This is a genomic window from Streptomyces sp. SP18CS02, from assembly GCF_036322365.1.
Taxonomy (GTDB): domain Bacteria; phylum Actinomycetota; class Actinomycetes; order Streptomycetales; family Streptomycetaceae; genus Streptomyces.
This window is the reverse complement of record NZ_JAQYXC010000276.1, coordinates 71,237-93,983: the sequence shown is the minus strand read 5'-3', so window position 1 is coordinate 93,983 and position 22,747 is coordinate 71,237. Positions and strand designations below refer to the sequence as shown.

The window sequence follows — 22,747 nt, the reverse complement described above, 5'->3', positions numbered from 1 at the left end:
CCCGCCCGCCCCACGGACCCGGGACGCCCGCGTCACCCCCGGACGAACTGGGGGCCCATCGGCGGCAGCCGGAAGTTCGGGTCGGGCGCGGGAGCCGCCGCGGCGGCCGGCTGGGGGTAGCCGTACGCGGGCCGTGGCGGCTCCGAGGGCGCCGGACCGGCCTGGGGGTGGCCGTACGCCGGCCCGCCGGCCCCCGGCTGCGGATAGCCGTAGGCGGGAGCGACGGTGGGCGCGGACGCGGAGGTCTGCCCGGCGGGGGCGACGGACGCGGCGGACACCGCGGCCGGGGGAGCGCTCGGAGCGGGCGGCGCGGGCACGGGCCGGTCGGCCGGGGGCTCCGCCTCGCCCTCCGCCTCGTCCACCGAGATCCCGAACGCGGTGGCCAGCCCGATCAGGCCCGTCGGATAGCCCTGCCCGACCGCCCGGAACTTCCAGCCCTCACCGCGCCGGTACAGCTCGCCGCAGATGATCGCCGTCTCCTCGCCCGTCTCGGGCTTCACCTCGAAGACGGCCAGCGGCTCCTGGCCGGCCGACCCGGCGTCGTACAGCAGCACACGAAGGTCGCGTACGTGTTCGAAGGTGTCCCCGTCCGAGGAGGCCGCCAGGACCACCTGGTCCACCGACGCGTCCAGCGCCGCGAGATCCGCCTCGACCGTGTCCGTCAGGCCCTCGGTCACCCGCTTCTTCGACAGCCGCCGCACCAGGCCCGAGGGGTGGCGCGGCTGGTTGTAGAAGACGAAGTCCTCATCGGAACGCACCCGTCCGTCCGCGCCCAGCAACAGGGCCGAGGCGTCCACGTCGGGGACTCCGGGGCCGGGGGTCCAGCACAGTACGGCCCGAACGGCCGCGGCGTCGAGCGGGACGTTCGAGCCCTTCAGCATGGCGTGCGTCATGCCCGTCATCCTGCCTGGCCGCACACCCCGCGGACAACGTGGGGGCCGGGCCCGCCGCCCGCCCGCACGCCGGCTCCGCCGTCCCATGCGCGAGAAGCAGACGAGTTACCTGGAGTTCATCCCCATGGGGAACTCTTGACACTCGTCGGTACGTACTATTACCGGCCACATGTCTTCGGGGCCTTTACGGCAGTACGGGGGATTCTTATGCGTCATTTCGGGCACATCCCGCCCACTGCCCGAGCCGGGCTGTTCCACCGGGAGCCGGTGGAGTTCACCGCCGACTCGCCCGCCGGCGTCCTGGCCGTCGCGCTCGGTGCCACCCTCTACAGCCCGGCCACCCGTCCGCACCTAGCCGACGACGTGGACAAGCAGGTCGGACGCGGTGTCGTGTCGATGGTGCTGTGCCTGGAGGACTCCATCGACGACAGCGAGGTCGAAGCGGCCGAAAATAACCTTGTCCAGCAGTTCGCCACCCTCCACGAACGGGGCGGCGAACCACCGCTGCTCTTCATCCGCGTCCGCGAACCGGACCAGATCCCCGACCTCGTACGGCGGCTCGGCCCGGCCGGCGGACTGCTGTCCGGATTCGTCCTGCCGAAGTTCACCGAGAAGCGCGGCACGCCCTTCATGGAGGCCCTCACCGCGGCGGAGGGCGCCGCCGGGCGGCGGCTGTTCGCCATGCCCGTACTGGAGTCGCCGGAACTGCTCCATCTGGAGACCCGGAGCGAGACCCTGGCCGGCATCGCCCGCACCGTCGACACCCACCGCGAACGGATCCTCGCCCTGAGGCTCGGCGTCACCGACTTCTGCTCGGCCTACGGACTGCGGCGCTCCCCCGACATGACCGCCTACGACGTGAAGATCGTCGCCCATGTCATCTCCGACGTGGTCAACGTGCTGGGCCGCGCGGACGGCACCGGGTTCACCATCACCGGACCGGTCTGGGAGTACTTCCGCCTCCAGGAGCGCATGTTCAAGCCCCAGCTGCGCCGCAGCCCCTTCATGGAGCAGCGCGCCGACGAACTGCGCACCACGCTGATCGAGCACGACCTCGACGGACTGCTGCGCGAGATCGAGCTGGACCGGGCCAACGGCCTGCTCGGCAAGACCTGCATCCACCCCTCGCACGTCCTCCCCGTCCACGCGCTGTCCGTGGTCAGCCACGAGGAGTTCAGCGACGCGCAGGACATCCTGCGCCCGGAGCGGGGCGGCGGAGGAGTGCTGCGCTCCGCCTACACGAACAAGATGAACGAGGTGAAGCCGCACCGCGCCTGGGCCGAGCGGACCCTCCGGCGCGCCGAGGTCTTCGGCGTCGCCAAGGAGGACGTCGGCTTCGTGGAGCTGCTCACCGCCGGGCTGGCCCGATGAAGGAGGACGAGAACGTGGTGTGGTCGGGTACGTGGGTCGCCGAACGGCTGGGCGTCGAGCTGCGGGGCAGCGGGCCCGGCGGCGACGAGAGGCTGCGCGGACTGCTGGGCCTGGCCCTGCGGCGCAACCCCAAGCGGGCCCACCTGCTCGTCTCCAACGTCCTGGGCAAGCACGTGCCGCAGAGCCCCACCGTCGTCTGGCGGGCGGGATACGACCTGGGCCTGCGGGTCCGGGACCTGCTGGGCGCCGAGGACGCGCACCGCGCGCTGGTCCTCGGCTACGCGGAGACGGCCACGGGCCTCGGCCACTCGGTCGCGGACGGGCTCGGTGTCGCGCCGTACCTGCACTCCACGCGCCGCCCCGTGTCCGGCGTCGCGACGGCGGGCGGCTTCGAGGAGTCCCACTCGCACGCCACCTCCCACCTCCTGCTGCCCGAGGACCCGGCGCTGCTGGCCTCCCCGGGCCCGCTGGTCCTGGTCGACGACGAGTTCTCCACCGGCAACACCGTGCTCAACACGGTCCGCGCCCTGCACGAGCGCTACCCGCGCGAGCGGTACGTCGTCGTGGCGCTGGTCGACATGCGCTCGGAGCAGGACCGGGGCCGGCTCGCGGACCTCGCCGCCGAGATCGGCGCGCGGGTGGACCTGGTGACGCTCGCCGTGGGCACGGTACGCCTCCCGGACGGCGTCCTGGCCAAGGGCCAGGCCCTGGTCGCCGCCCACGAGCCGCCGGCGGCGGACCGGGCGCACGGGCCGGCGGCGGCCGCCGCGCGGCGGGTGGAGCTCGGCTGGCCGGCCGGGGTCCCCGACGGCGGCCGCCACGGCTTCACCCCCGGCCACCGCGCCCTGCTCGATGCCGCGCTCCCCGCCATGGCCGCCCGGCTGGCCGACGCCCTGGCCCTGCCGCCGAGCGGCACGGGCACCGGCACCGGCACCGGCCGCCCCCGGGTGCTGGTGCTCGGATCCGAGGAGCTGATGTACGCGCCGCTCGCCCTGGGCGTCGCCCTGGAGAAGCACATCGACGCCGACGTGCGCTTCTCGACCACCACCCGCTCGCCCGTGCTCGCCGTCGACGACCCCGGCTACGCGATACGCACCCGTCTCGTCTTCCCGGCACACGACGGCCCCGCCGACGGCCCCGGCGACCGGTTCGCCTACAACGTCGCGGGCGGCGGGTTCGACGCCGTCGTCGCGGTCGTCGACTCCGTCGCCGACACCCCCGCGCTGCACGCCCCCGGCGGCCTGCTGGCCCGGCTCGCCGAGCACACCCCGCGCGTCCTGCTCGCCGTCGTCCCCTCGTACGTACCCGAAAGGGACCCCATGCTGCCCGAGCCCCTGCGCGGCCCCGCGTTCTCCTCCTACGCGCCCGACGAGGTGGGCTGGCTGCTCCAGGACCTCTCGGACGTCGAGCTGGAGGCGCCCACCGAGGAGCGGGAGGAGGCGATACAGAGCGGCGGCGCGCACTACGCCGAGTCGCTGCCCGTCGAGTACCAGCCCAGCGCCCGGTACCAGGAGCTCTTCCACGCGGCCCTGGAGACCTCGGCGTCCCGCGTCGCGCGGGCGGTCGGCACGGTCACCGAGACGGTCCTGGCCGAGCGCTCCCCCCGCCCCGTGCTCGTCTCCCTCGCCCGCGCGGGCACGCCCGTCGGCGTCCTGATGCGCCGCTGGGCGCGCCGCCACGGCATCGACCTGCCTCACTACGCGGTGTCCATCGTGCGCGGGCGCGGTATCGACGCCAACGCCCTGCGCTGGCTCCAGCGCCACCACGACCCCGCCGACGTGGTGTTCGTCGACGGCTGGACCGGCAAGGGGGCCATCACCCGCGAACTGGCCGAGGCGCTGCGTGACTTCCCCGGCTTCGTCCCGGAGATCGCGGTCCTCGCCGACCCCGGCTCCTGCGTGCGCACCTACGGCACCCGGGAGGACTTCCTCATTCCCTCCGCCTGCCTCAACTCCACGGTCTCCGGCCTGATATCGCGTACCGTCCTGCGCGCCGACCTGGTCGGCCCCCACGACTTCCACGGCGCCAAGTTCTACCGCGAGCTCGCCGACGCCGACCTGTCGGCGCACTTCCTGGACGCCGTCACCGCCCGCTTCGACGAGGTCGCCGACGCCGTGGCCGCCGACGTCAAGGAACTGCTGGCGGCGGACCGCGCCCCCACCTGGGAGGGGTGGGCGGCCGTGGAGCGGATCAGCGAGGAGTACGGCATCCACGACGTCAACCTGGTCAAGCCGGGTGTCGGGGAGACCACCCGCGTACTGCTGCGCCGGGTCCCCTGGAAGATCCTCGCCCAGCGCGGCGCGGGAGCCGACCTCGACCATGTGCGACTGCTGGCCGAGCAGCGCGGCGTACCGGTGGAGGAGGCCGACGGGCTGCCGTACACCTGCGTCGGGCTGATCCACCCCCAGTACACGCGAGGGGCCACCGGCGCCGACGGCAGGGCGGTGAACCACTGATGGCGACACCCACGGCATCCTCCGCACCGATGGCGTCCGCCACCGGCACGCTCCCGGCCGCCGCTCCGGTGGCGCCCGCACCCGGCACGCTCCCGGAAGCCGTACCGGCCGCCGTGCCCACCGCGGTGACGCTCATCGCCAGCGACCTCGACCGCACCCTGATCTACTCGGCCGCCGCCCTCGGCCTGACCATGCCGGACGCCGAGGCGCCGCGCCTGCTGTGCGTGGAGGTCTACCAGCGGAAGCCCCTGTCGTACCTCACCGAGACGGCCGCGGCCCTGCTCGCCGCGCTGCCGCCGCACGCCGTCTTCGTCCCCACCACCACCCGCACCCGCGAGCAGTACCGGCGCATCCGGCTCCCCGGCCCCGACGCCCGGTACGCCATCTGCGCCAACGGCGGGCACATCCTCGTCGACGGCGTCAGCGATCCCCGCTGGCAGCGCACCGTCGCCGCCCGGCTCGCCGACGAGTGCGCCACGCTCGACGAGGTCCGCGCCCACCTCCTGGCCGCGGCCGATCCCGCCTGGCTCCTCAAGGAGCGCGTCGCCGAGGACCTCTTCGCGTACCTCGTCGTCGAGCGTGCCCTGCTGCCCGAGGGCTGGGTGAGGGAGCTCGCCGAATGGGCCGACGGCCGGGGCTGGACGGTCTCCCTCCAAGGACGCAAGATCTACGCCGTGCCGAAGCCGCTCACCAAGAGCGCCGCCATGCGCGAAGTGGCCCGGCGCACCGGCGCGGACCGCGTCCTGGCCGCCGGGGACTCGCTGCTCGACGCCGACCTGCTGCTCGCCGCCGACCGGGCCTGGCGGCCCGGCCACGGGGAGCTCGCCGAGACCGGCTGGAGCGCCGGCCACGTCGACCTGCTGGAGGAGAAGGGCGTCCGGGCGGGCGAGGAGATCCTGCGCCGGTTCAGTTCCTCCGTGCACCCGAACCCGGCCTGAACAGCCGTACCGCCACGAACACCAGCACCGCACCCACCGCCACCACCAGGACCGCCTTCGAGTACATCGACACATAACGGGTGACGTCCTCCCAGTTGTCGCCCAGGAGGTACCCGGCGAGGACGAAGACGGTGTTCCAGATCGCGCTGCCGAGCGTCGTCAGCGCCAGGAACACCGGCAGCCGCATGCGCTCGACGCCCGCCGGCACGGAGATCAGCGACCGGAAGATCGGCACCATCCGGCCGAAGAACACCGCCTTCGTGCCGTGCCGGCCGAACCACGCCTCCGTGCGTTCGATGTCCGAGACCTTCACCAGCGGCAGCCTGGCCGCGAGGGACACGGTGCGGTCCCGCCCGAGCAGTGCCCCCACCCCGTACAGCGCGAGCGCGCCCACGACCGAACCGGCCGTCGTCCACAGCAGGGCGGCGATCAGGTTCATCCGCCCGGTGGCGGAGGCGAACCCCGCCAGCGGCAGGATCACCTCGCTCGGCAGCGGAGGGAAGAGGTTCTCCAAGGCGATGGCGATCCCCGCGCCGGGGGCGCCGAGGGTGTCCATGAGGCTGTTGATCCAGCGTTCCATGGCTCCACGCTAGGAACCGCTGCCTGAAGACACCCTGAAGGCGACCGCACGGCACCCTGTGGTTTTCCGCACTGTGCGGGGCCCGCGCGGGGAGCTAGCGTGGCCGATCATGAAGGAAGTCGCCCAGCGGTGGGTCCGGCAGGCGGCCGGCCTGGCCCTCGGGGCCGCCACCGCCGTCGTCGAGCTCGTCTGGGCACTGGTCACGGGCGTCGCGCTGCTGCCGGTGCTGGCCTGGCCGCGCGGGCGCCGCACGGTCCTGCGCCCCGCGTACGCCGTCGCGGGGCGCCTCGCACGACTGGAGCGCGGCCGTCTCGGCCGCTTCCACGACGTGCGGATCTCCGCCGTGTACGAGGACGGGCGCGCCCTGCGGTACACGGCCGCCCGCTGGCCGGTGGGCCTGCTGGGCGGGGTGGTGCTCGGCTGCGTCGTGATCGGCGCCGGCTACAGCACGTTCATCCTGTACGGCTGGGCGATCACCGACATCCGCTACCTGTGGGCCGTGGCCGTGAGCAGCCTCGCGGGGCTGTTCCTGCTCTTCCTCGCCGTCCAGGGCGTCGTCGGCGTCGCCGCGCTGGACGGGCAACTGGCCCGCCGCTACCTGGGGCCGAGCCACCACGACGAGCTGGAACGGCGCATCGCGCAACTCGCCGCCAGCCGGGCCGAGGTCATGGACGCCGTCCACGACGAGCGACGGCGCATCGAGCGGGACCTGCACGACGGGGTCCAGCAGCGGCTGGTCGCCCTCGGCATGCTGCTGGGCCGCGCCCGGCGCAGCCGGGACGCGGAGCGCGCCGGTGCGCTGCTGCTCCAGGCCCACGAGGAGAGCCGTCGCGCGCTGGCCGAACTGCGCGAGGTGGCCTGGCGGGTGTACCCGACGGTGCTGGACGAGGCGGGACTGCGGGCGGCCCTGGAGTCGGTCGCCGAACGCAGCCCGCTGCCGGTCGCGCTCGGGTACGACGTCGCCCCGGCGCTGCCCCGGCAGGTCGAGACGGTGGCGTACTTCGTGGTGTCCGAGGCGGTGACCAACGTCGTCAAGCACGCCGGGGCCACCCGGATCGGTGTGGAACTGGGATGCGGGAACGGGGTGCTGACGGTGCGGGTGACCGACGACGGCGGGGGCGGAGCGGCTCCCACCGGTACCGGACTGAGCGGCCTCGCGAGCCGGGTGACCGCCCTGGACGGCCGGTTCGCGGTCCACAGCCCGGCCGGCGGCCCCACCATCATCACGGCGGAGGTGCCATGCGGGTGATCCTGGCCGAGGACTCCACACTGCTGCGCGAAGGTCTGGTGCGGCTGCTGATGGAGGAGGGACACGACGTCCTGGCGGCGGTCGGCGACGGCGAACAGCTGCTCGCCGCGGTCGAGGCGGACCGGCCGGACGTCGTGGTCGCCGACGTCCGCATGCCGCCCACGCACACCGACGAGGGCCTGCGCGCGGCCCTGGGCATCCGCGAACGGTGGCCCGGCGTCGGGGTGCTGGTGCTGTCCCAGTACGTGGAGCGGCGGTACGCCACCGAGCTGCTGACCCTCACCGGCGGATCGGACGGAGTCGGCTACCTGCTGAAGGACCGGGTGGCCGAGGTCGACGAGTTCCTGGACGCCCTGGAGCGGGTGGGGGAGGGGCGGACCGCCTTCGACCCCGAGGTCGTCCGCAGACTGCTCGTCCGCTCCACCCGCACCGACCCGCTCTCCCGGCTGACCGCCCGCGAGGGCGAGGTCCTCGCGGCGATGGCGCAGGGACACACGAACGCGGCGATCGCGGCCCGGCTGTACGTCTCGCAGAGCGCCGTGGAGAAGCACATCAACGCGATCTTCGACAAGCTGGAGCTGACCGGGACGGCCGGCTACAGCCGCCGGGTGCTGGCGGTGCTGCGATATCTAGGTACCTGACCGGGCACCGCACCGCGGCATCGCGCGGCGGCCGGCGCCGGGCCCGCGGCCGTACGGCCGGGCTCCGGAGGCCCGCTCATCCCCCCGGGGCGCCCCCGAGGCGCGGACGGGTCAGCCGCAGCAACCCCCTCCGCAGCATCCGCCGCCACCGCCGCCGGCGGGAGCGGCCTGCGCGGTGCCGCCCACGGCGACGGCCGAGAGCAGCTTGACGGTGTCGTCGTGCCCGGCGGGACAGTCCGCCGGGGCCGACGACTCGGCCATGGGACGGTTCAGCTCAAACGTGTCGCCGCAGGTCCGGCAGCGGTATTCGTAACGAGGCATGACCTCAGACTAGCGACCGGTCGTCCCGCTCAGGCCCCACTGCCCAGATCCTCACGGATCAGCTCGACCACCCGCGCCACGGTGGCCCGCACGGCCTCGGTCTCCGTCAGGAAGTGCCAATAGTCCGGGTGGCGCCCCTCCAGGCCCCCGATCGCCCGCTCCAGCCGCGCCACCGCGTCGTCCAGCGGGCGGGCATGGCGCGGATCGGGCGTGGTGCGGCCCGCCATGGCCAGCCGCTGCGCGTCGCGGATCGCGAACCGGGTCCGCTCGGTCTCCTGCTGCGGGTCCTTCGCCACCGCGTCCAGCCGCCGAAGGCGGTCACCGGCGGCGGAGACGGCCTCGTCGGTGCTGTTCAGCAGCGCCCGCGCGGTGGCCATCAGGGCGGTGGCGTCGGCCCAGCGCTGTTCCTCCCGCGCCCGGCCGGCCTCCTGGAGCTTCTCCTCCGCCTGCCGGACGCTCAGCGCGGCCCGCGCGGGAACGGGCTGCAGATCCTGCCAGCAGGCGGCGCTGAAACGTCGGCGCAGCTCGCTGAGGACCGGCTCCACTGCGGCGGCCCGGTGGGTCAGTGCCTGGGCCCGGGTCCGCAGGGAGACCAGGCGCTTGTCCGTCTCGGCGGCCCGCTCCGGAAGCCGCTCGGCCTCCGCCCGTACGGCTTCGGCGTCGCGCAGCACCCGGTCGGCCCGCTGGAGGGTGTCGGCGACACCGTGCTGCCCGGCGCCCTCGTTGAGCCTGGTCAGCTCGGGGCCGAGGGCGGCGAGCCGGGCGGCGAGGTCGTCCGCGCGCAGACCGGAGCCGCGGGCCGCGTCGAGCGCTTCGGTCGCGGCGAGCAGCGCCGTCCGCGCCCTTCCGACCGCCGGGGCCAGCCGCGCGAGCTGCGTCTCCGCCTTGTCGAGCAGCGGCCCGAGCCCCCGCTCGAACCGCTCCAGCTCGCCCCTGACCTGTACGAGATCGTCCTTGGCGCGGCTCAGCTCGCCGCGCGCCCGCGACGCCACGGAACCTTCGAGGTCGTCCCGGTCGAGGTCGTAGGTGTCGACGGCGGTGATGTAGCGGTGGCTCACCTCGTCGATGCGCCGTCCCAGGGCCGCGAAGTCGTCCACGGCCCGCAGGGCGGCCGGCGAGCCGTCCACGGCGGTGATCGTCTCGATGGATATCCGCAGGTCCCGCTGGGCGGTGTCCAGCTCGTAGAACGCGGCGGCGGCGTCGTCCTTCGCGGCCTGCGCGTCGGCCCGCCGGCCGTCCCCGCGCCCGCCGAACCAGCGGCGCGTACCGCCACCGGCGACCGCGGCGGGCAGCGCGGCCGCGAGGAGTACGGGAAGCAGCATCAGCGCGAGCGCGTCCGTCGTGTACCGCCGCGCGTCTGTCGCCGTCACATCCCGCTCCCGTGCCGTGTCCGCCCTGCCCGGTTCATTCTCCCACCAGGTAAGGACGAACACACGGGCCGGTCAGTTCGCGGAACGGACGGTGACTTCCCCGTTGTCGCTGCGCGCCTTCACCACGTGCGCGCTGCCGTCGTCCGTCGGGACACCCACCTCGACCTCGCCGTTGTTGCTCCGGGCCTCCACGGCGTACGCGGTCTTCCCGGCGGGCAGCTCGATGGTGATGGCGCCGTTGTCGCTGACGGTCTCCACCCGGTCCGGCACCACGCCGAGCCCCAGGTGGACCCGTCCGTTGTCGGACCGCGCGACCACGCTCCTCGACGTGGCCCCCTCCACGCGGATCTCGCCGTTGTCGCTCTGGAGGTCCAGCGGCCCCCCGGCGCCGCGCACCGTCACCCGGCCGTTGTCCGACCGCACCTTCAGCGCGGTGGCGAACCCGTCCGCGGTGACCGCCCCGTTGTCGTCCTCCACGGTGACGGCGACACCGCGCGGGATCCTCACCTCGTGCCGCGACGAGCAGTTGCTGGCCAGGGCGTCGCACTCGACCCGCAGGGTCAGCCGGCCGTCCTCCAGCTTCCAGCTCGGCTCGGGCCCGTTCCCCATGACCACCCAGCCGTCGACCTGCCGGGACACCTGGACGTCCTTGACGTCGGCGGGCATGAGGACGAGCTCGGAGTCGTCGGAGTCGATGCTCAACGTCTCCCCGCTGAACGCGAACGCCTTCCTCTCCACGGGGGCGCCCTCCACATCGGCGCTCCCGCACCCGGTGACGGCGAGCCCGCCGAGAACGACCCCGCCGACCGCGACGAGCCTGCGGATACGGTGTGCTGCCACGTTGAACCCCCTGATAGCCCTGCTGATGCCCCCACGCTAGGCGCCGGCCGCCCCGCCCACGATCCGGCCCACCACCGTCCCGGGGTAGGGCTACCCCCAGGTACGTGATCACGTTTGCGGGAACCGCCGGGGGGCGATGTAGGCTGTTGCCTCATTCCACGGGTGCGTAGCTCAGGGGTAGAGCGCTGCTCTTACAAAGCAGATGTCGGCGGTTCGAAACCGTCCGCGCCCACCATACGAAGGCCCCCCGCCGATCATGGCCGGGGGCCTTCGGTGTCCCCGCCCGGCCGCCACGAGGACGGCCGGGCGGGGCGGTCTCACGTCCAGACCGGTTCGAGGGTCCGGAGCTCCGACAGCCGGAACGCCACGTCCGTGAAGAACCGTTCGGGATCCGCGTCGAGAGCGGCGGTCAGCCGCGCGTACTCCTCATGCGCGCCGGCCGCCATCTCGTAGCCGCAGCGGCACCGGTACCAGTCCGGGTCACCGGGGACGAGCGGCACGCGGCACCGTGGGCAGTCCATCGCGGGAGACGGCACCGCTGCGGACGGCCGGTGTCGCGGCCGTGACGCGTCCACCGGCCACCCACGTTCCGCGACATCCGCCCGCCGGCACTCGGGACACGGGAGGGTGCCTTCCCGCTGCGGGCCGCGGGCGCGGGCTAGCCGTACAGCTGGCCGCAGCTGCGGCACTGCGGACGCCCCTGCCCGTTGGGTGCGATCTCCCCGCCGCAGTAGCAGAAGAGGTTCCGCAGGACCGTCGCGATGTGTTTCATGTCTGCCTCGTCGTTCTCGTTCGGGATGTCGGCGGGCGGGTCGCCCGACGTCTGTACGGGCGGCCGGCCGGACGCCGGGGACGGCGGCGGGGCCGGCCGGGACGGTGCCGCGTGCGCGTCCGGGGGGCGCACGTCGGCGATGGCGGTGACGGTCACGCGTACCTCATTCCGTTCGGCGGTCCTGGGGCGGGCGGCCGGCGCGGTCCCACGGGTGGGCCGCCCCGGCGCTTGGGTGGCAGGCGTGCGCGCAGTGCAACGTCTCTATCGGCAGCTCCACGGCCCGGCTGCCGGGAAGCCGGACCGCCCCCGGCCCGTCGCACAGCTCGCACGCGTCCGCCCGGCACTCCGGGGACACGTACCGGCCGGGGGGATCGGTACGGGTGGTCACTGCTGCCTCCGGTCCAACTCGGCCCACACGGTGGCGCGCTCGGCGGTCCTGTCGTGCCCGAACCGGTCGGCCGAGCGGAGGGCGAGGAGCAGGGCGCTCCACTCGGCGTCGGCCAGATCGGCGGGGATCTCCGCTTCCACACGGACGCGCTGGGGGGCCTCGTCGACGGTGGGCTGCGTGCCGGTTGCGGCGGCGAGCGCACTGACGAGTGCGGCGGTCTGCGCGTCGATCGTGGGCACAGCTCTCCCCTGTGATCCCTGCGTCACGGTTCGTGATGCTGAGTACTCAGCTTCGACCTGATGGGTTAGCTTTGTCAATGACGGTCGTGCACCCTTGGAGCTGCGCCTATGCCACGCGAAACGCCTTACCTTCAGGTGGCCGACGCTCTGCGCGCCCGCATCACCAGCGGTGAGTGGCAGGTGGGCGACAAGCTGCCCAGCCGGGCGAAGTTCGCCGCCGAGTACGGCGTGGGCCAGTCCGTCGCGCAGCGCGCCATGGAACGCCTCATCATCGAGGGCCTGCTGGAGGGGCGCGCCGGATCCGGTACGTACATCCGCCGGCCGCGTGAGCGCCTCCGCATGGTCCGCTCCCGGCACCGCGAGAGCAGGGGCGGGAGCCCGTTCCGCGCCGACATGCGCGAGCAGGGCCGCGCCGGAACCTGGGAGTCCCGCAGTACCGCCCGCGTGCCGGCCCCGGAGCGCATCGCCGAGCGGCTCGCCATCGCGCCCGGCGACCCGTGCGTGCACACCCATTACGAGTTCCTCGCCGACGGCCAGCCCGTCCAGCTCTCCGAGAGCTGGGAGCCCATGGCCATCACCGACGGAACCCCCGTCGTCCTGCCCGAGATGGGCCCCCACGCGGGTGCCGGCGTCGTCGAGCGGATGCGGTCGATCGGCGTCATCATCGAGACGGCCGTCGAGGTGCCCCGCCCGGCCCGCGCCACCCAGGAACAGGCCAACCTGCTGGGCATCTCGGTCGGGGACCTGATCACCGAGATCGAACGCACCTACCACGACACCGAAGGCCGCCCCGTCGAGACGGCCGACATCACCGTCGCCGACGTGCGCTGGGAGATCGCGTACGAGATCGGTGTCCAGCACGACTGACCCGGACGCCGGACACTCGCGCGTCGGCCGGGGCCGACGAGGCAATAGTGTGCGCCGATGGAGTCGGAGCTTGCGCGCGAACAGCGCCGAGCGGCCCGGACAGCGCCGTTCACCCCGTACGTCGTCATCGTCACGGGCTGCCTGCTGCTCGCCCTCGTGGCCGGCTGGGGCGATCTGCTGCTCGTCGTCATGGGCCGTGCCGTCCCCGGCTGGGTGCTGAGCGGTGCGCTGCTCCTCGCCCTCCTGGTACTCGTGCTGGGCCGTGCCGTACGGCGTCGCCCGGCCGCCCGCGCGACGACGGCGAGCGGCCGCTTCCCGCCCCGTCGGCTGATCACGCTGCCGGCCGTCGCCGCCGGACTGGGCTGCGCCTTCGGGGCGCTCGCCGACCTGGGCGCGGAGTACCACGTGCTGGAGCCGCGCGGCCCGGACGGCTGCCGGGCCGTCGTGCGGGAGACGGCGTTCCTGTTCTCGGGCAGCGGTGAGGTGTACGCCGTGGGGGCCACCGGTATCGGCCGGCCGGGGAGCTCCTGGACGGCGGACGACGGCTACCGCCCCGTCGCCTCCGGTACGTACGAGCTGAGCTGGGGCCACGGCGGCGGCGTTCTGGCGGTCCACGGCACGACCGGCGATCCGGTCTTCCCCGGCCTGCACGAGGTCGACTGCGGGTGACAGGGCCGGGGCACCGCGGCCGGGGCGCCGTGGATCACCTCTTCCGCCGAGGGGCGGGCGGCCCGATGGCCCTGCCAGGCTCCTGGGCCACACCCGCTGCCCGGGCGCGACGGCACCCGGCCCCGCCCCCGGCCCGCCGGCGGCGCCCGTCGCGCGGGGCGGCCGTGCTCCGCGCGTGCGACGGAGCGCGCCGTCGTGGGACCGCCCTGCGCCCTGCCGGGGCGGGCCGGGCGGCGGTGATCCTGCGGTGTGCCGGACCGGTCGGTCCGGCGATTCCATCGGGCAGGAGGAGCGACATGGCCCGGACGCAGTCGAAGTGCGGGGCGCCCACCAAGCGCGGCGGTGGGTGCCGGCGGCTCGCCATGGTGGGCGCCTCGCGGTGCAACCTGCACCGCGGGGACTGGGCGACCTACACCATCGAGAGGTTCAAGGAGAAGCAGCGCGGGCGCGCTCGCACGTGACGCCCCCGGCGACCCTGGGAATGGGACCGGCTCCCGTAGCGTTCCGGAGTGACAACTCACTGTCACTGCCCTAGGGTTGACGGGCAGTCATCAGGGCATTCGGGGGGTGCGGAGACGGTGGCGGACGTTTCCCGGGGCGCCGGGTCGAGCGGGGCGCGATGATTCTTGACGACATCCTCCACGAAGGGCTCGGGGCGTCGCGGGCCGCCGGCGCGCAGGAGCAGGAGATCCCCAGCCAGCGGCGGGTGCCCGCGGGCGGAGACCCCGGCGGGAACCCGCACATCGAGGAGCACACGACCGTCCTCGATCCCGAGGCGCGCGAGGCCATCGCCCGCATCCCCGCGCCCGTCGGGATGCACAACCTGCCCAGGGCCGCGACCCAGGTCCTCGTCGGCAGGACACAGGCCCTCGCCGCGGTCGAGAAGGTCCTGACCGCGTCCCCGGGCGGCGGCGTGATCACCCAGGCCGCCGCCCTGCACGGACTGGGCGGCGTCGGCAAGACGTCGCTCGCGCTGCACTACGCCTACGCCCGCCGCGAGGACTACACGCTCGTGTGGTGGATCACCGCCGAGACCGAGGGGCACATCGTCTCCGCCCTCGCCGACCTGGCCATCTTCCTGCACCCCGGATGGGCCCTCGGGGCCACGCCGAAGGAGCGGACCGAGTGGGCCCTCGCCTGGCTGCACGAGCACCCCGGCTGGCTGCTCATCTACGACAACGCCGAGGACCCCGTCCACGTCAACCCGTACGTCGGACAGCTCCTGGGCCGCGGGCACCAGCTCGTCACCAGCCGGCGCGCCAAGGGCTGGCACCCGGGCACGGAGGCGGTCCAGCTCGACGTACTGGACGCCGAGGTCGCCGCCGACCTGTTGTGCCAGGTCGCGTTGGAGGGCCGGTCGCCCGACGCCGCCCAGCGGCGGCAGGCCGCCGCGCTCGCGCGCGACCTGGGGCGGCTGCCGCTCGCGCTGTCCCAGGCCGGTGCCTACCTGCGCCAGACCGGGACGTCCTTCTCCGCGTACCGCGTCGAACTCGACACCGCCGCCCCGGGCACCGACGCGACCCGCACCATCGACCGCATCCGGCGCACCACGCTTCACTCGATCGAGCGGCGCGACCCGTTCGCCGTCGAGCTGCTGCGCGTGCTCGCCTGGTACGCCCCCGAGGCCCTGCCGCGCGAGATCCTGCTGCCGCTCTCCCGCGTACCCGGTGACGTCGACTCCGCGCTCGGCACGCTCGCCGACTACAACATGATCACCTTCGGCGGGCGGACCGTCACCGTCCACCGCCTGCTCCAGTCCGTGCTCCGCACGTCCGGGGCCGGTCAGGAGGCGTACGGGATCGCCGAGTGGGCCCTGGCGCGCGCCCTGCGCACCGGCGGCGCGGCCGGTACGGAACACGAGGCGCAGGCCCGCCTCCAGTCGCTCCTGCCGCACATCCAGGCCCTCGCCGCCGCCCGGCGCACGCCCGGGACCGAGCCCGACCCGGACGTCATCGACCTCTACCGGCGGGCCGTCACCGAGCTCGTCGAGCGGGACCAGCGCACCCTGGCCATCGAGCTCCAGGAAGCCGTGGTGGAACGGCGTACCGCGCTGCTCGGTCTGGAACACGCCGACACCCTGGACTCCCGGGACCTGCTCGCCGAGCTCCACAGCAAGGCCGGTGAACCCGCCAAGGCCGTCAGCCTGTGCCGCGACGTGTTCCTGGACCGGATGAAGGTGTCCGGCCGCAGCCACCCCGCCACTCTCGCCAGCCGCGACAACCTGGCATACGCCTACCGCAAGGCCGGCGAACACCGGCGCGCGGTGAGGGAGTTCGAGGCGGTCGTCGAGGACCGTACGCGGGTCCTGGGCGCCGACCACGAGTCGACGCTCACCAGCCGCAGCGGCCTCGCCTACGCACGCCAGCTGGCGGGTGAGCACCGGCGGGCCGTCGAGGAGTTCGAGGCGGTCGTCGAGGACCGTACGCGGGTCCTGGGCGCCGACCACGAGTCCACGCTCACCAGCCGCAACGGCCTCGCCTACGCGCACCGGGAGGCGGGCGACCACCGGCTGTCGGTCGAGCTGTACGGCAAGGCCGTCGCCGACCGGGCCCGCGTCCTCGGCCCGGAGCACCCCGACACCCTCACCAGCCGGGGCTGGCTCGCCGCCGCCCTGCGCACCGCCGGGGAGCACCGCCGCGCGGTGGCCCTGCTGGCGGAGGTCCTCGGTGACCGTACGCGCGTGCAGGGCGAGGACCACCCCGATGTGCTGCGCTGCCGCGCGGACCTGGCCCGCGCCCGGCAGGCCGCCGGCGAACGGGACGCGGCGGTGGACGAGTACGAGGCGCTGGCCGCCGACTACGCCCGCGTGATGGGCCCGGAGCACCCCGACACCCTCGACGTGCGGGACGACTTCGCCGACGCCTGCCGCGACGCCGGCGAGCACCGGCGCGCCATCGGGCTCTACCAGGAGCTGGTGGCCGACTGCGCGCGGGCGCGCGGGGCCGACCACCCCGACACCCTCTCGTTCCGCAGCGGCCTCGCCTACAGCCGGCAGGTCGCCGGGGAGCACGACGCGGCCGTGAGGGAGTTCGCCGCGCTCCTCGCCGACCGCGTGCGGGTCCAGGGCGACGAGCACCCGCACACGCTCCACGCCCGCGGCAGCCTTGCGGCCGCCTACCGGGCCGCCGGCCGCCACCAGGAGGCGATCGGGCTCTTCGGGAAGCTGGTCGCGGACCGTACGCGGATCCAGGGCCCCGACCACCCCACGACCCTGGAGGCCCGGCTCTTCCTCGCCCACGCCTACCAGGAGGAGGGCAGAAGACGGCACGCGGGGAAGCTCTTCGACGAGCTCGTCGAAGCCCGCGAGCGGGTCCTCGGAGCGGACCACCCCCAGACGCTGGGCACCCGGTTCTGGCAGGCCGTGGTCCGCCGGGACGAGGGCGAGTACCGGCGGGCGACCGAGCTCTTCGAAGGACTCGTCGAGGACAGCACGCGCGTGCGGGGCGCCGACCACCCCGTGACGCTGTCCGTCCGCAACGGCCTGGGCTACACCCTCCAGCTGGCGGGCCGCCACGCCGAGGCCGTCACCAGTCTCGAAGCGGTCCTCGCCGACCGGGAGCGGACCCAGGGCGCCGAGCACTCGGCCACGCTCTACGCCCGCGGCAACCTCGCCCTCGCCCTTCGCGACGCGGGCCGTCACCAGGAGGCGATCGGACTCTTCGGGGAGCTGGTCGCGGACCGTACGCGGATCCACGGCCCCGACCACCCCACCACCTTCGAGGCGCGGTTCCTGCTCGCCCACGCCCATCAGACGGCGGGGGAGTTACCCGAAGCGGTCGCCGGGTTCCAGAGGCTGGTCGCCGACCGGACCCGCGTCCTGGGAGCCGACCACCCCGACACCTTCTCCGCCCGCTTCCGCCTGGCGGACGTCCAGCACGAGGCGCTGAACCACCGCGTGGCGATCGCCCTCCAGGAGGAGCTGCTGCGCGATCGTACGAGGGTGCACGGCGCCGAACACCCCAGGACCATCGACGCGCGCTGGGGCGTGGCCAACGCCTACCGGCGTGCGGGCGACCTCGGCCGAGCGGTGGAGCTCTTCACCGGACTCGTCCGGGAACGGGAGCGGATCCAGGGCGTCGACCATCCATGGACCCTGGTGGCCCGCTCCTGGCAGGTGTTCACCGTGCGCGAGGCCGGGCGGTTCACCGAGGCGGTGCGCCTCTACCGGCCGCTGCTGCGCGACTTCACCCGGGTGTACGGGGCCGACCACCCCGAGACGCTGCTGTGCCGTCGCAACCTCGCCAGGGGACAGCAGCTGGCGGGGTATCCGCTGCGCGCGGTCGCGCAGTTCGAGGAGCTCGTCGAGGACCGCGTCCGGATCCAGGGCGCCGACGATCCGGCCTGTCTGGAGGAGCGGAGCCAGCTGGCCTCCGCCTACCAGGAGGCCGGTATGCACGGCAGGGCCCTCGAACTGCGGGAACAGCTCGTCGCCGACCACGTCCGGCTGCTGGGCGCCGACCACCCCGACACCCTGATCGCGCGCAACTCCCTGGCCGAGGCCCGGCGGTCCGCCTGGCAGATGCACGAGGCCGTCGAGGAGCTGACGCGGCTGGTCGACGACTCCACGCGCGTGCTGGGCGCCGACCACGTCAGGACCCTCGGCCGTCGCAACCGCCGTGCCTACGCGCGGCAGTCGGCCCGCCAGGACCGGGAGGCGATCGCGGAGTTCGAGGTGCTCGTCGAGGACCGCACCCGCGTCCACGGGCCGGAGCACCTCTACACGCTCGCCTCGCGTTCCAACCTGGCCCTCGCCCTCACCGACGCGGGTGACCACGCGCACGCGATCCGGCTCTACGAGGACGTCCTCGCCGACATCACGCGTCTCCTCGGCCCCGACCATCCCGAAACCCTCGGCACCCGCCGCTCGCTCTGCCGCGCGCTGCGGCTGTCCGGCGACTGGCGACGCGCGGCCGGGCTCCGCGACGAGCTGGTCCGCGACCGGGCCAGGATCCAGGGCGCCGACCACCCGCAGACCCTGTGGGCCCGCCTGCAGGCCGCGCTCGACCGGCGCGCGGGCGGCGACCTCGTCACGTCCGCCGCAGCCGTGGAGGACGTGCTCGCCGACCGCAAGCGGATCCTCGGCGCCGACCACGCCGACACCCTCGACTGCCGGGGGACCCTGGCCGAGACCTGGCTCATGGCGGGCGAGTACGCCCGCGCGGTCAAGGAGTACGAGAGCCTCTGCGCCACCCGCGTGCGGATCGGGGGCGCCGACCACATCAAGACCCTGGGCGAACGCCGGCTGCTCGCGCTCGCCTGCCGTCAGGCCGGGGACCACCGCAGGGCCGTCACCCTCCTCGACCGGCTGGTCGAGGACGCCCGACGGGCCCTCGGCGACACCCACGTCTTCACCACCGAGACGCGCGTCGCTCTCGCCCTCGTCCGCACGGAGACCGGATCGCCCGGTGTCGCGGTACGGCTCGCGGAGCGGGTCGTGGCCGACTGCGTACGGCACTGGGGCCCGGACAACCCCTTCACCCTGGAGGCGCGCGAGGTGCTGGCCCTCGCCGTGCTCCAGGCGGGCGACGCGGCGCGGGCCGTCACGGAGTACGTGTCGGTCCTGGAGGGCCGGGCCCGGGTGACGCCGCACGGCTTCCCGGCCACCATCGAGGAAGTGGCCCGCGCCCACCGGGACGCCGACGGGGATCCGTCCGTCGTCGTCACCTGCGCCCGGCTGCCCTACGGCTGGTGGCCGTTCACCACGCCGGTCGTGGGCCTGGCCCAGGCGTGCGGCGAGGCCGGGGACCGGCAGGCCGCCGTCGCGCTGCTGCGGGCGGTGTGCCAGGGGCGCGCCCGGGTGTACGGCGCCGGTCACCCCCTGACGCTGGAGGGCGGGACGGCCCTCCTGCTGGCCCGGGCGGCGGCGGGCGACGAGGACACCGCGCGGGAGCGGGAGCGGTTGCTCGCCGACTGGGAGCGGACCCTGGGCGCCGCGCACCCCTTCGTGGCCGGCCTCAGGGCGCGCTTCGAGCGGCTGCGTCCCCCCAGGGCCCTGCGGGTCACCCTGCTCGACGACGCCCGGGTGGGGGAGCCCGCCAGGATCCAGGTGCGCATGGAGCGCGCGGCGGGGCAGCCGGGGGAGACATGGCACTCCGGGACCAGCGCCGACGGCGCCGACAGCGCGGCCGGCGGGGAGCCGCCCGGACCCGGGGCGGGGGAGCCGGGCGCGGAGCGGGCCCGGGAGGCGGCGAGCGGCGCGGTGACCGACGCGGACGAGGAGCTCGTGCCGGACGCGGAGTTCGTGACCGACGGGGAGCTCGTGACCGACGCGGACGAGGAGGTGCCCGGCCGGTCGGGCTCCTCGGAGGCGGCCGGGGAGCTCGGTGAGTCCGGTGACCCCGCCGGCGGGGCAGGCGTGACCGGTGGCACTGACGGGGCCGACGGGATCGAGGGCGTCGGTGACGGCGAGACGGTTCCGGCACCGGACGCGTCCGTGCTGCCTCCGCTGCTGCTCCTCGCCGGTGTCCGGTCCGCCGCGGGGATCGAGCCGGCGTCGGCCGAGCACATCCCCGGCGCCGAGCCCGCGACCTTCGTCTTCACCCCCGCCGAGCCGGGCGCGCACCGCATCCGGCTGACCGTGTACGACCAGCGCTACGGCGTCGTGCTGCAGGATCTGGAGGCCACCGTAGACGTCACCGGCGAATCCCCCGTACCGTCGCCCGACGCCCCCCGGGGGGACTGAGCACCGTGGTCAGAGACCTCGCCGTCGACATCCGGCACAACCCGTCCCTCGACTTCACCGTCCTGCCCCCGCACCGCGGCGGCCCGGACAAGGTGCCCGCAGCGCCGGAGCCCCTGGACCTCATCGTGTCGCTGCGTCGCTACCAGCGGGACCGGCTGCACATTTCGGCCTTCCAGCCGTACACCAGGTCCCCGAAGAACGGGACCCACCACGCGTATCTGGAGGTGTCCGAGACCAGCGTCCTCAGGAAGGCGGCACGGCTGCGGTCCATCTGGCACGAGCGGGTCGTGCACCGCCGGTTCACCGACGCGGACGGCATGTCCGACGGCGGGTTCCCCTTCTCCGACGTGGCCGATCTCTCGCCGATCGCGGACCGCGCCCGCCGGGTCACCGAGGAACTCGCCGAGGCGGGACGCTCCTTGCTCAAGACCCTCCTCGCCGGGGACGGCGCCGCGCTCCGGTCCTTCCGGGACTTCCTGATGGACACCCTCGCGTCCGACGACTGCCTGCGGATCAGCTTCGACTCGGACCTCCACCTGCCCTGGCCGATGCTGGCGGTGGAGCCGGGCGACGGCGAGGAGGTGTGGGACTCCTTCCTGGGCCACCGGCACCAGGTGGAGCAGACCGGCACGTCCTACCAGACGCTGCAGGCCCCCGGAGCGCCCCGCACCCTGCCGGTGACCAGCCTCAACACCGACTCCACGCTGGAGATGGTGGCCAAGGCCCCCGAGGTCCGCAAACTGCTGGAGGAACGGTCCCATCTGACCGTCCACACGGAGTCGGAGACGTTCCTGGAGGCGCTGTCGGGCGCGATGTTCGACGAGGACCTGATGTACTTCTGGTGCCACGGCCACTTCGTCGAGAACGGCTCGCCCCACCCCCATCTCGTCGTCCAGCTCTCCGACGACCGCCATATCGACGCCGATCTGGTCGAGGACCGCCGCGACCGCTTCACCGGCCTGCACGACTCCCGCTTCCGTCCCTTCGTGCTGCTCAACGCGTGTCACTCGGGCCAGGCGGCGACCGTGCCCGAGCTGGAGCACCTCGGCGCGGCACTGATCAAGCTGGGCGCCGACGGGGTGCTCGGGCCGCAGATCGAGATCCCGCAGGTCTTCGCCACCGAGTACGCGTACGCGTTCCTTGACCTGTACCTGGCGGGGGAGCACACGGCCGGCGAGATATCCCAGGCGCTGGTGCGCCGGTTCGCGCGTGAGTTCCACAACCCGCTGGCCCTCGCGTACTCCCTGCACTGCGGGATCGACAGCCGACTGGAGGTCGCGTCATGAAGCGCGGTGCCGTGAACCCGTCCGAAGGGGGCCGTTCCGACGCGGGCCGGGCCGGTGGAGGCCTCCCCGCCCGGAGCCGTGCCTCCACGGCGCGCGCCTCCGCCAGACGTACGGGCAAGGGCTCCCTCGCCCCGCGCGGCGCCCCGCCCCGGGCGACGGTGGTCGACCTGGACGAACGGGGCAGGCTGCTGGTGCCCGGCACCACGACGCCCGTGCCGGCCAACCGGGTCGCCGAACACCTGGCCAGGCATCTGACCGTGCCCCGCCAGGCCACCGACATCCATGTCTACGTGCACGGCTGGCAGACCCCTCCGGCGACCGCCGCCCGCACGGCCGCCGGGCTCGTCCACGAGGCCCGCTCGCTGTACGCCGCCCACCCGGACCGGTATCCCGGCATCACCGGGGGCTACCGGCCCTGGTGCGTGGCGGTGCGCTGGCCCTCGTCCAGCCGGCCCACCCTCGGCGGGTACCGCACCATCCGGGACCGGGCGCACGCCATGAGCGCCGGACCCACCGCGCAGGCGTCGTACGTCCTGGCCCACCTGCTCGGCTACCTGGACGCGCAGCGGGCGCACCCCGACCGTCCCGATGTGCTGGCCAACCGCAACGGCCAGTACCTGCACCTGGTCGGCCACTCCTTCGGCGGGCGTTTCCTGTGCGAGGCGGTCCAGCGGTCGGCGGAGCAGCCGCTGAACCCGCGGGTCCTCGGCTGGAGCGCGGCGGCGGACCCCAGACGGCCGTTCACCGCCGACAGCGCGCTGATCTTCCAGATGGCGGCCCCGCGCGACGCCTTCGACCAGCTCTTCCCCTCGCTGTTCCCGGCGGGCGGACGTCCCGGGGCCCCGCTGAGCGGGCCGCTGGTCCTGACCCATTCCCGCTGGGACCGGGCCACCGGCTTCTGGCACCTGCGGGCCGAGGGGGTGCCCGGGATCGGTCACACCGGGACCGGCGTGGCGCCCGTGCCGCAGTTCACCACCCGGATCAGGCCCGTCGACGTGCCGTACGCCCTGGCCGAGCTGGACCACCGGATCGTCAACGTGGACGCCAGCCCGCTCTTCCGGGGCAGCCTGGCCACCCGGCTCGCGCCCGCCGGGGCGCACTCGGACTTCCGACGGCCGGAATCCGCCCATCTGCTGCTGAGTCTCGCCTCGCTGGCACGCTGACGCGGCGGGACCCGCGCGCCAC

Annotated in this window: 19 protein-coding genes and 1 tRNA gene; 12 read left to right on the top strand and 8 right to left on the bottom strand. The window is 74.3% G+C overall.

The annotated features are described in order from the left end of the window. Positions 1 to 32: 32 nt before the first annotated feature. Entirely contained in the window at positions 33 to 902 is an 870-nt protein-coding gene (locus PUR26_RS12750; RefSeq protein WP_329872173.1) for a TerD family protein, read from the bottom strand. 198 nt (positions 903 to 1,100) lie between these two features. Between PUR26_RS12750 and PUR26_RS12745 the strand changes: the two genes are divergently transcribed. Genes PUR26_RS12745 through PUR26_RS12735 form a run of 3 tightly spaced genes read left to right on the top strand, consistent with a single transcriptional unit; the run spans position 1,101 to position 5,658 of the window. Then, the gene (locus PUR26_RS12745; RefSeq protein ID WP_329872171.1) at positions 1,101 to 2,264 is read left to right on the top strand and encodes an HpcH/HpaI aldolase/citrate lyase family protein; all 1,164 of its coding nucleotides are present in this window, start codon (positions 1,101 to 1,103) and stop codon (positions 2,262 to 2,264) included. Further along, positions 2,261 to 4,720, top strand: a complete 2,460-nt coding sequence (locus PUR26_RS12740; protein WP_329872169.1) for a phosphoribosyltransferase — start codon at positions 2,261 to 2,263, stop codon at positions 4,718 to 4,720. Before PUR26_RS12745 ends, PUR26_RS12740 begins: the two co-directional genes overlap by 4 nt. Before the next feature lie 29 nt (positions 4,721 to 4,749). Beyond that, a complete protein-coding gene (locus tag PUR26_RS12735; protein ID WP_329872167.1) occupies positions 4,750 to 5,658 on the top strand; it encodes an HAD family hydrolase in 909 nt (302 codons plus the stop codon). Here the strand turns inward: PUR26_RS12735 and PUR26_RS12730 are convergent. Then, positions 5,627 to 6,238 (bottom strand): DedA family protein, encoded by a 612-nt coding sequence (locus tag PUR26_RS12730; RefSeq protein WP_329872165.1) that lies wholly within the window; start codon positions 6,236 to 6,238, stop codon positions 5,627 to 5,629. The two genes, PUR26_RS12735 and PUR26_RS12730, sit on opposite strands and share 32 nt — an antisense overlap. 109 nt (positions 6,239 to 6,347) lie before the next feature. On the opposite strand from PUR26_RS12730, the gene PUR26_RS12725 reads away from it, so the two are divergent. Both PUR26_RS12725 and PUR26_RS12720 read left to right on the top strand, forming a co-directional pair. Further along, a complete protein-coding gene (locus PUR26_RS12725; RefSeq protein ID WP_329872163.1) occupies positions 6,348 to 7,487 on the top strand; it encodes a sensor histidine kinase in 1,140 nt (379 codons plus the stop codon). After that, positions 7,478 to 8,128 (top strand): response regulator transcription factor, encoded by a 651-nt coding sequence (locus tag PUR26_RS12720; RefSeq protein ID WP_329872162.1) that lies wholly within the window; start codon positions 7,478 to 7,480, stop codon positions 8,126 to 8,128. The genes PUR26_RS12725 and PUR26_RS12720 overlap by 10 nt, the downstream gene beginning before the upstream one ends. A gap of 111 nt (positions 8,129 to 8,239) precedes the next feature. Here PUR26_RS12720 and PUR26_RS12715 read toward each other — a convergent pair whose 3' ends face one another. From PUR26_RS12715 to PUR26_RS12705, 3 genes are all read right to left on the bottom strand, one after another. Continuing rightward, a complete protein-coding gene (locus PUR26_RS12715; RefSeq protein WP_329872161.1) occupies positions 8,240 to 8,449 on the bottom strand; it encodes an FmdB family zinc ribbon protein in 210 nt (69 codons plus the stop codon). Between the two features lie 29 nt (positions 8,450 to 8,478). Next, positions 8,479 to 9,771, bottom strand: coding sequence for a hypothetical protein (locus PUR26_RS12710; RefSeq protein WP_329872476.1), 1,293 nt, complete (start codon positions 9,769 to 9,771; stop codon positions 8,479 to 8,481). 120 nt (positions 9,772 to 9,891) lie between these two features. Then, positions 9,892 to 10,659, bottom strand: a complete 768-nt coding sequence (locus tag PUR26_RS12705) for a DUF4097 family beta strand repeat-containing protein (RefSeq protein ID WP_329872159.1) — start codon at positions 10,657 to 10,659, stop codon at positions 9,892 to 9,894. Positions 10,660 to 10,819: 160 nt separating this feature from the next. On the opposite strand from PUR26_RS12705, the gene PUR26_RS12700 reads away from it, so the two are divergent. Beyond that, a tRNA-Val gene (locus tag PUR26_RS12700) sits at positions 10,820 to 10,894 on the top strand. Positions 10,895 to 10,976: 82 nt separating this feature from the next. Here the strand turns inward: PUR26_RS12700 and PUR26_RS12695 are convergent. The 3 genes from PUR26_RS12695 to PUR26_RS12685 all read right to left on the bottom strand — a co-directional run bounded on the left by PUR26_RS12695 (position 10,977) and on the right by PUR26_RS12685 (position 12,058). Next, positions 10,977 to 11,159: a hypothetical protein gene (locus PUR26_RS12695; RefSeq protein ID WP_329872158.1), complete on the bottom strand. Its 183-nt coding sequence runs from the start codon at positions 11,157 to 11,159 to the stop codon at positions 10,977 to 10,979. A gap of 158 nt (positions 11,160 to 11,317) precedes the next feature. Beyond that, complete coding sequence (locus tag PUR26_RS12690) at positions 11,318 to 11,587, bottom strand: hypothetical protein (protein WP_329872156.1); 270 nt, start codon at positions 11,585 to 11,587, stop codon at positions 11,318 to 11,320. 228 nt (positions 11,588 to 11,815) lie between these two features. After that, on the bottom strand, positions 11,816 to 12,058 hold the full coding sequence (locus PUR26_RS12685; protein ID WP_329872154.1) for a hypothetical protein: 243 nt from the start codon (positions 12,056 to 12,058) through the stop codon (positions 11,816 to 11,818). A gap of 108 nt (positions 12,059 to 12,166) precedes the next feature. Here PUR26_RS12685 and PUR26_RS12680 point away from each other — a divergent pair, with 108 nt between their 5' ends. From PUR26_RS12680 to PUR26_RS12655, 6 genes are all read left to right on the top strand, one after another. Then, on the top strand, positions 12,167 to 12,925 hold the full coding sequence (locus PUR26_RS12680) for a GntR family transcriptional regulator (RefSeq protein WP_329872153.1): 759 nt from the start codon (positions 12,167 to 12,169) through the stop codon (positions 12,923 to 12,925). Between the two features lie 57 nt (positions 12,926 to 12,982). Next, entirely contained in the window at positions 12,983 to 13,594 is a 612-nt protein-coding gene (locus PUR26_RS12675) for a hypothetical protein (RefSeq protein ID WP_329872151.1), read from the top strand. Positions 13,595 to 13,890: 296 nt separating this feature from the next. Continuing rightward, positions 13,891 to 14,055, top strand: a complete 165-nt coding sequence (locus PUR26_RS12670) for a hypothetical protein (protein ID WP_329872150.1) — start codon at positions 13,891 to 13,893, stop codon at positions 14,053 to 14,055. Between the two features lie 158 nt (positions 14,056 to 14,213). Beyond that, positions 14,214 to 20,276 carry an FxSxx-COOH system tetratricopeptide repeat protein gene (gene fxsT / locus PUR26_RS12665; RefSeq protein ID WP_329872148.1) on the top strand — a complete coding sequence of 2,021 codons (6,063 nt, stop codon included), beginning with the start codon at positions 14,214 to 14,216 and terminating at the stop codon, positions 20,274 to 20,276. Between the two features lie 5 nt (positions 20,277 to 20,281). Next, positions 20,282 to 21,562, top strand: a complete 1,281-nt coding sequence (locus tag PUR26_RS12660; protein ID WP_329872146.1) for a CHAT domain-containing protein — start codon at positions 20,282 to 20,284, stop codon at positions 21,560 to 21,562. Next, complete coding sequence (locus tag PUR26_RS12655; protein WP_329872144.1) at positions 21,559 to 22,725, top strand: hypothetical protein; 1,167 nt, start codon at positions 21,559 to 21,561, stop codon at positions 22,723 to 22,725. Before PUR26_RS12660 ends, PUR26_RS12655 begins: the two co-directional genes overlap by 4 nt. The last annotated feature ends 22 nt before the right edge of the window (positions 22,726 to 22,747 follow it).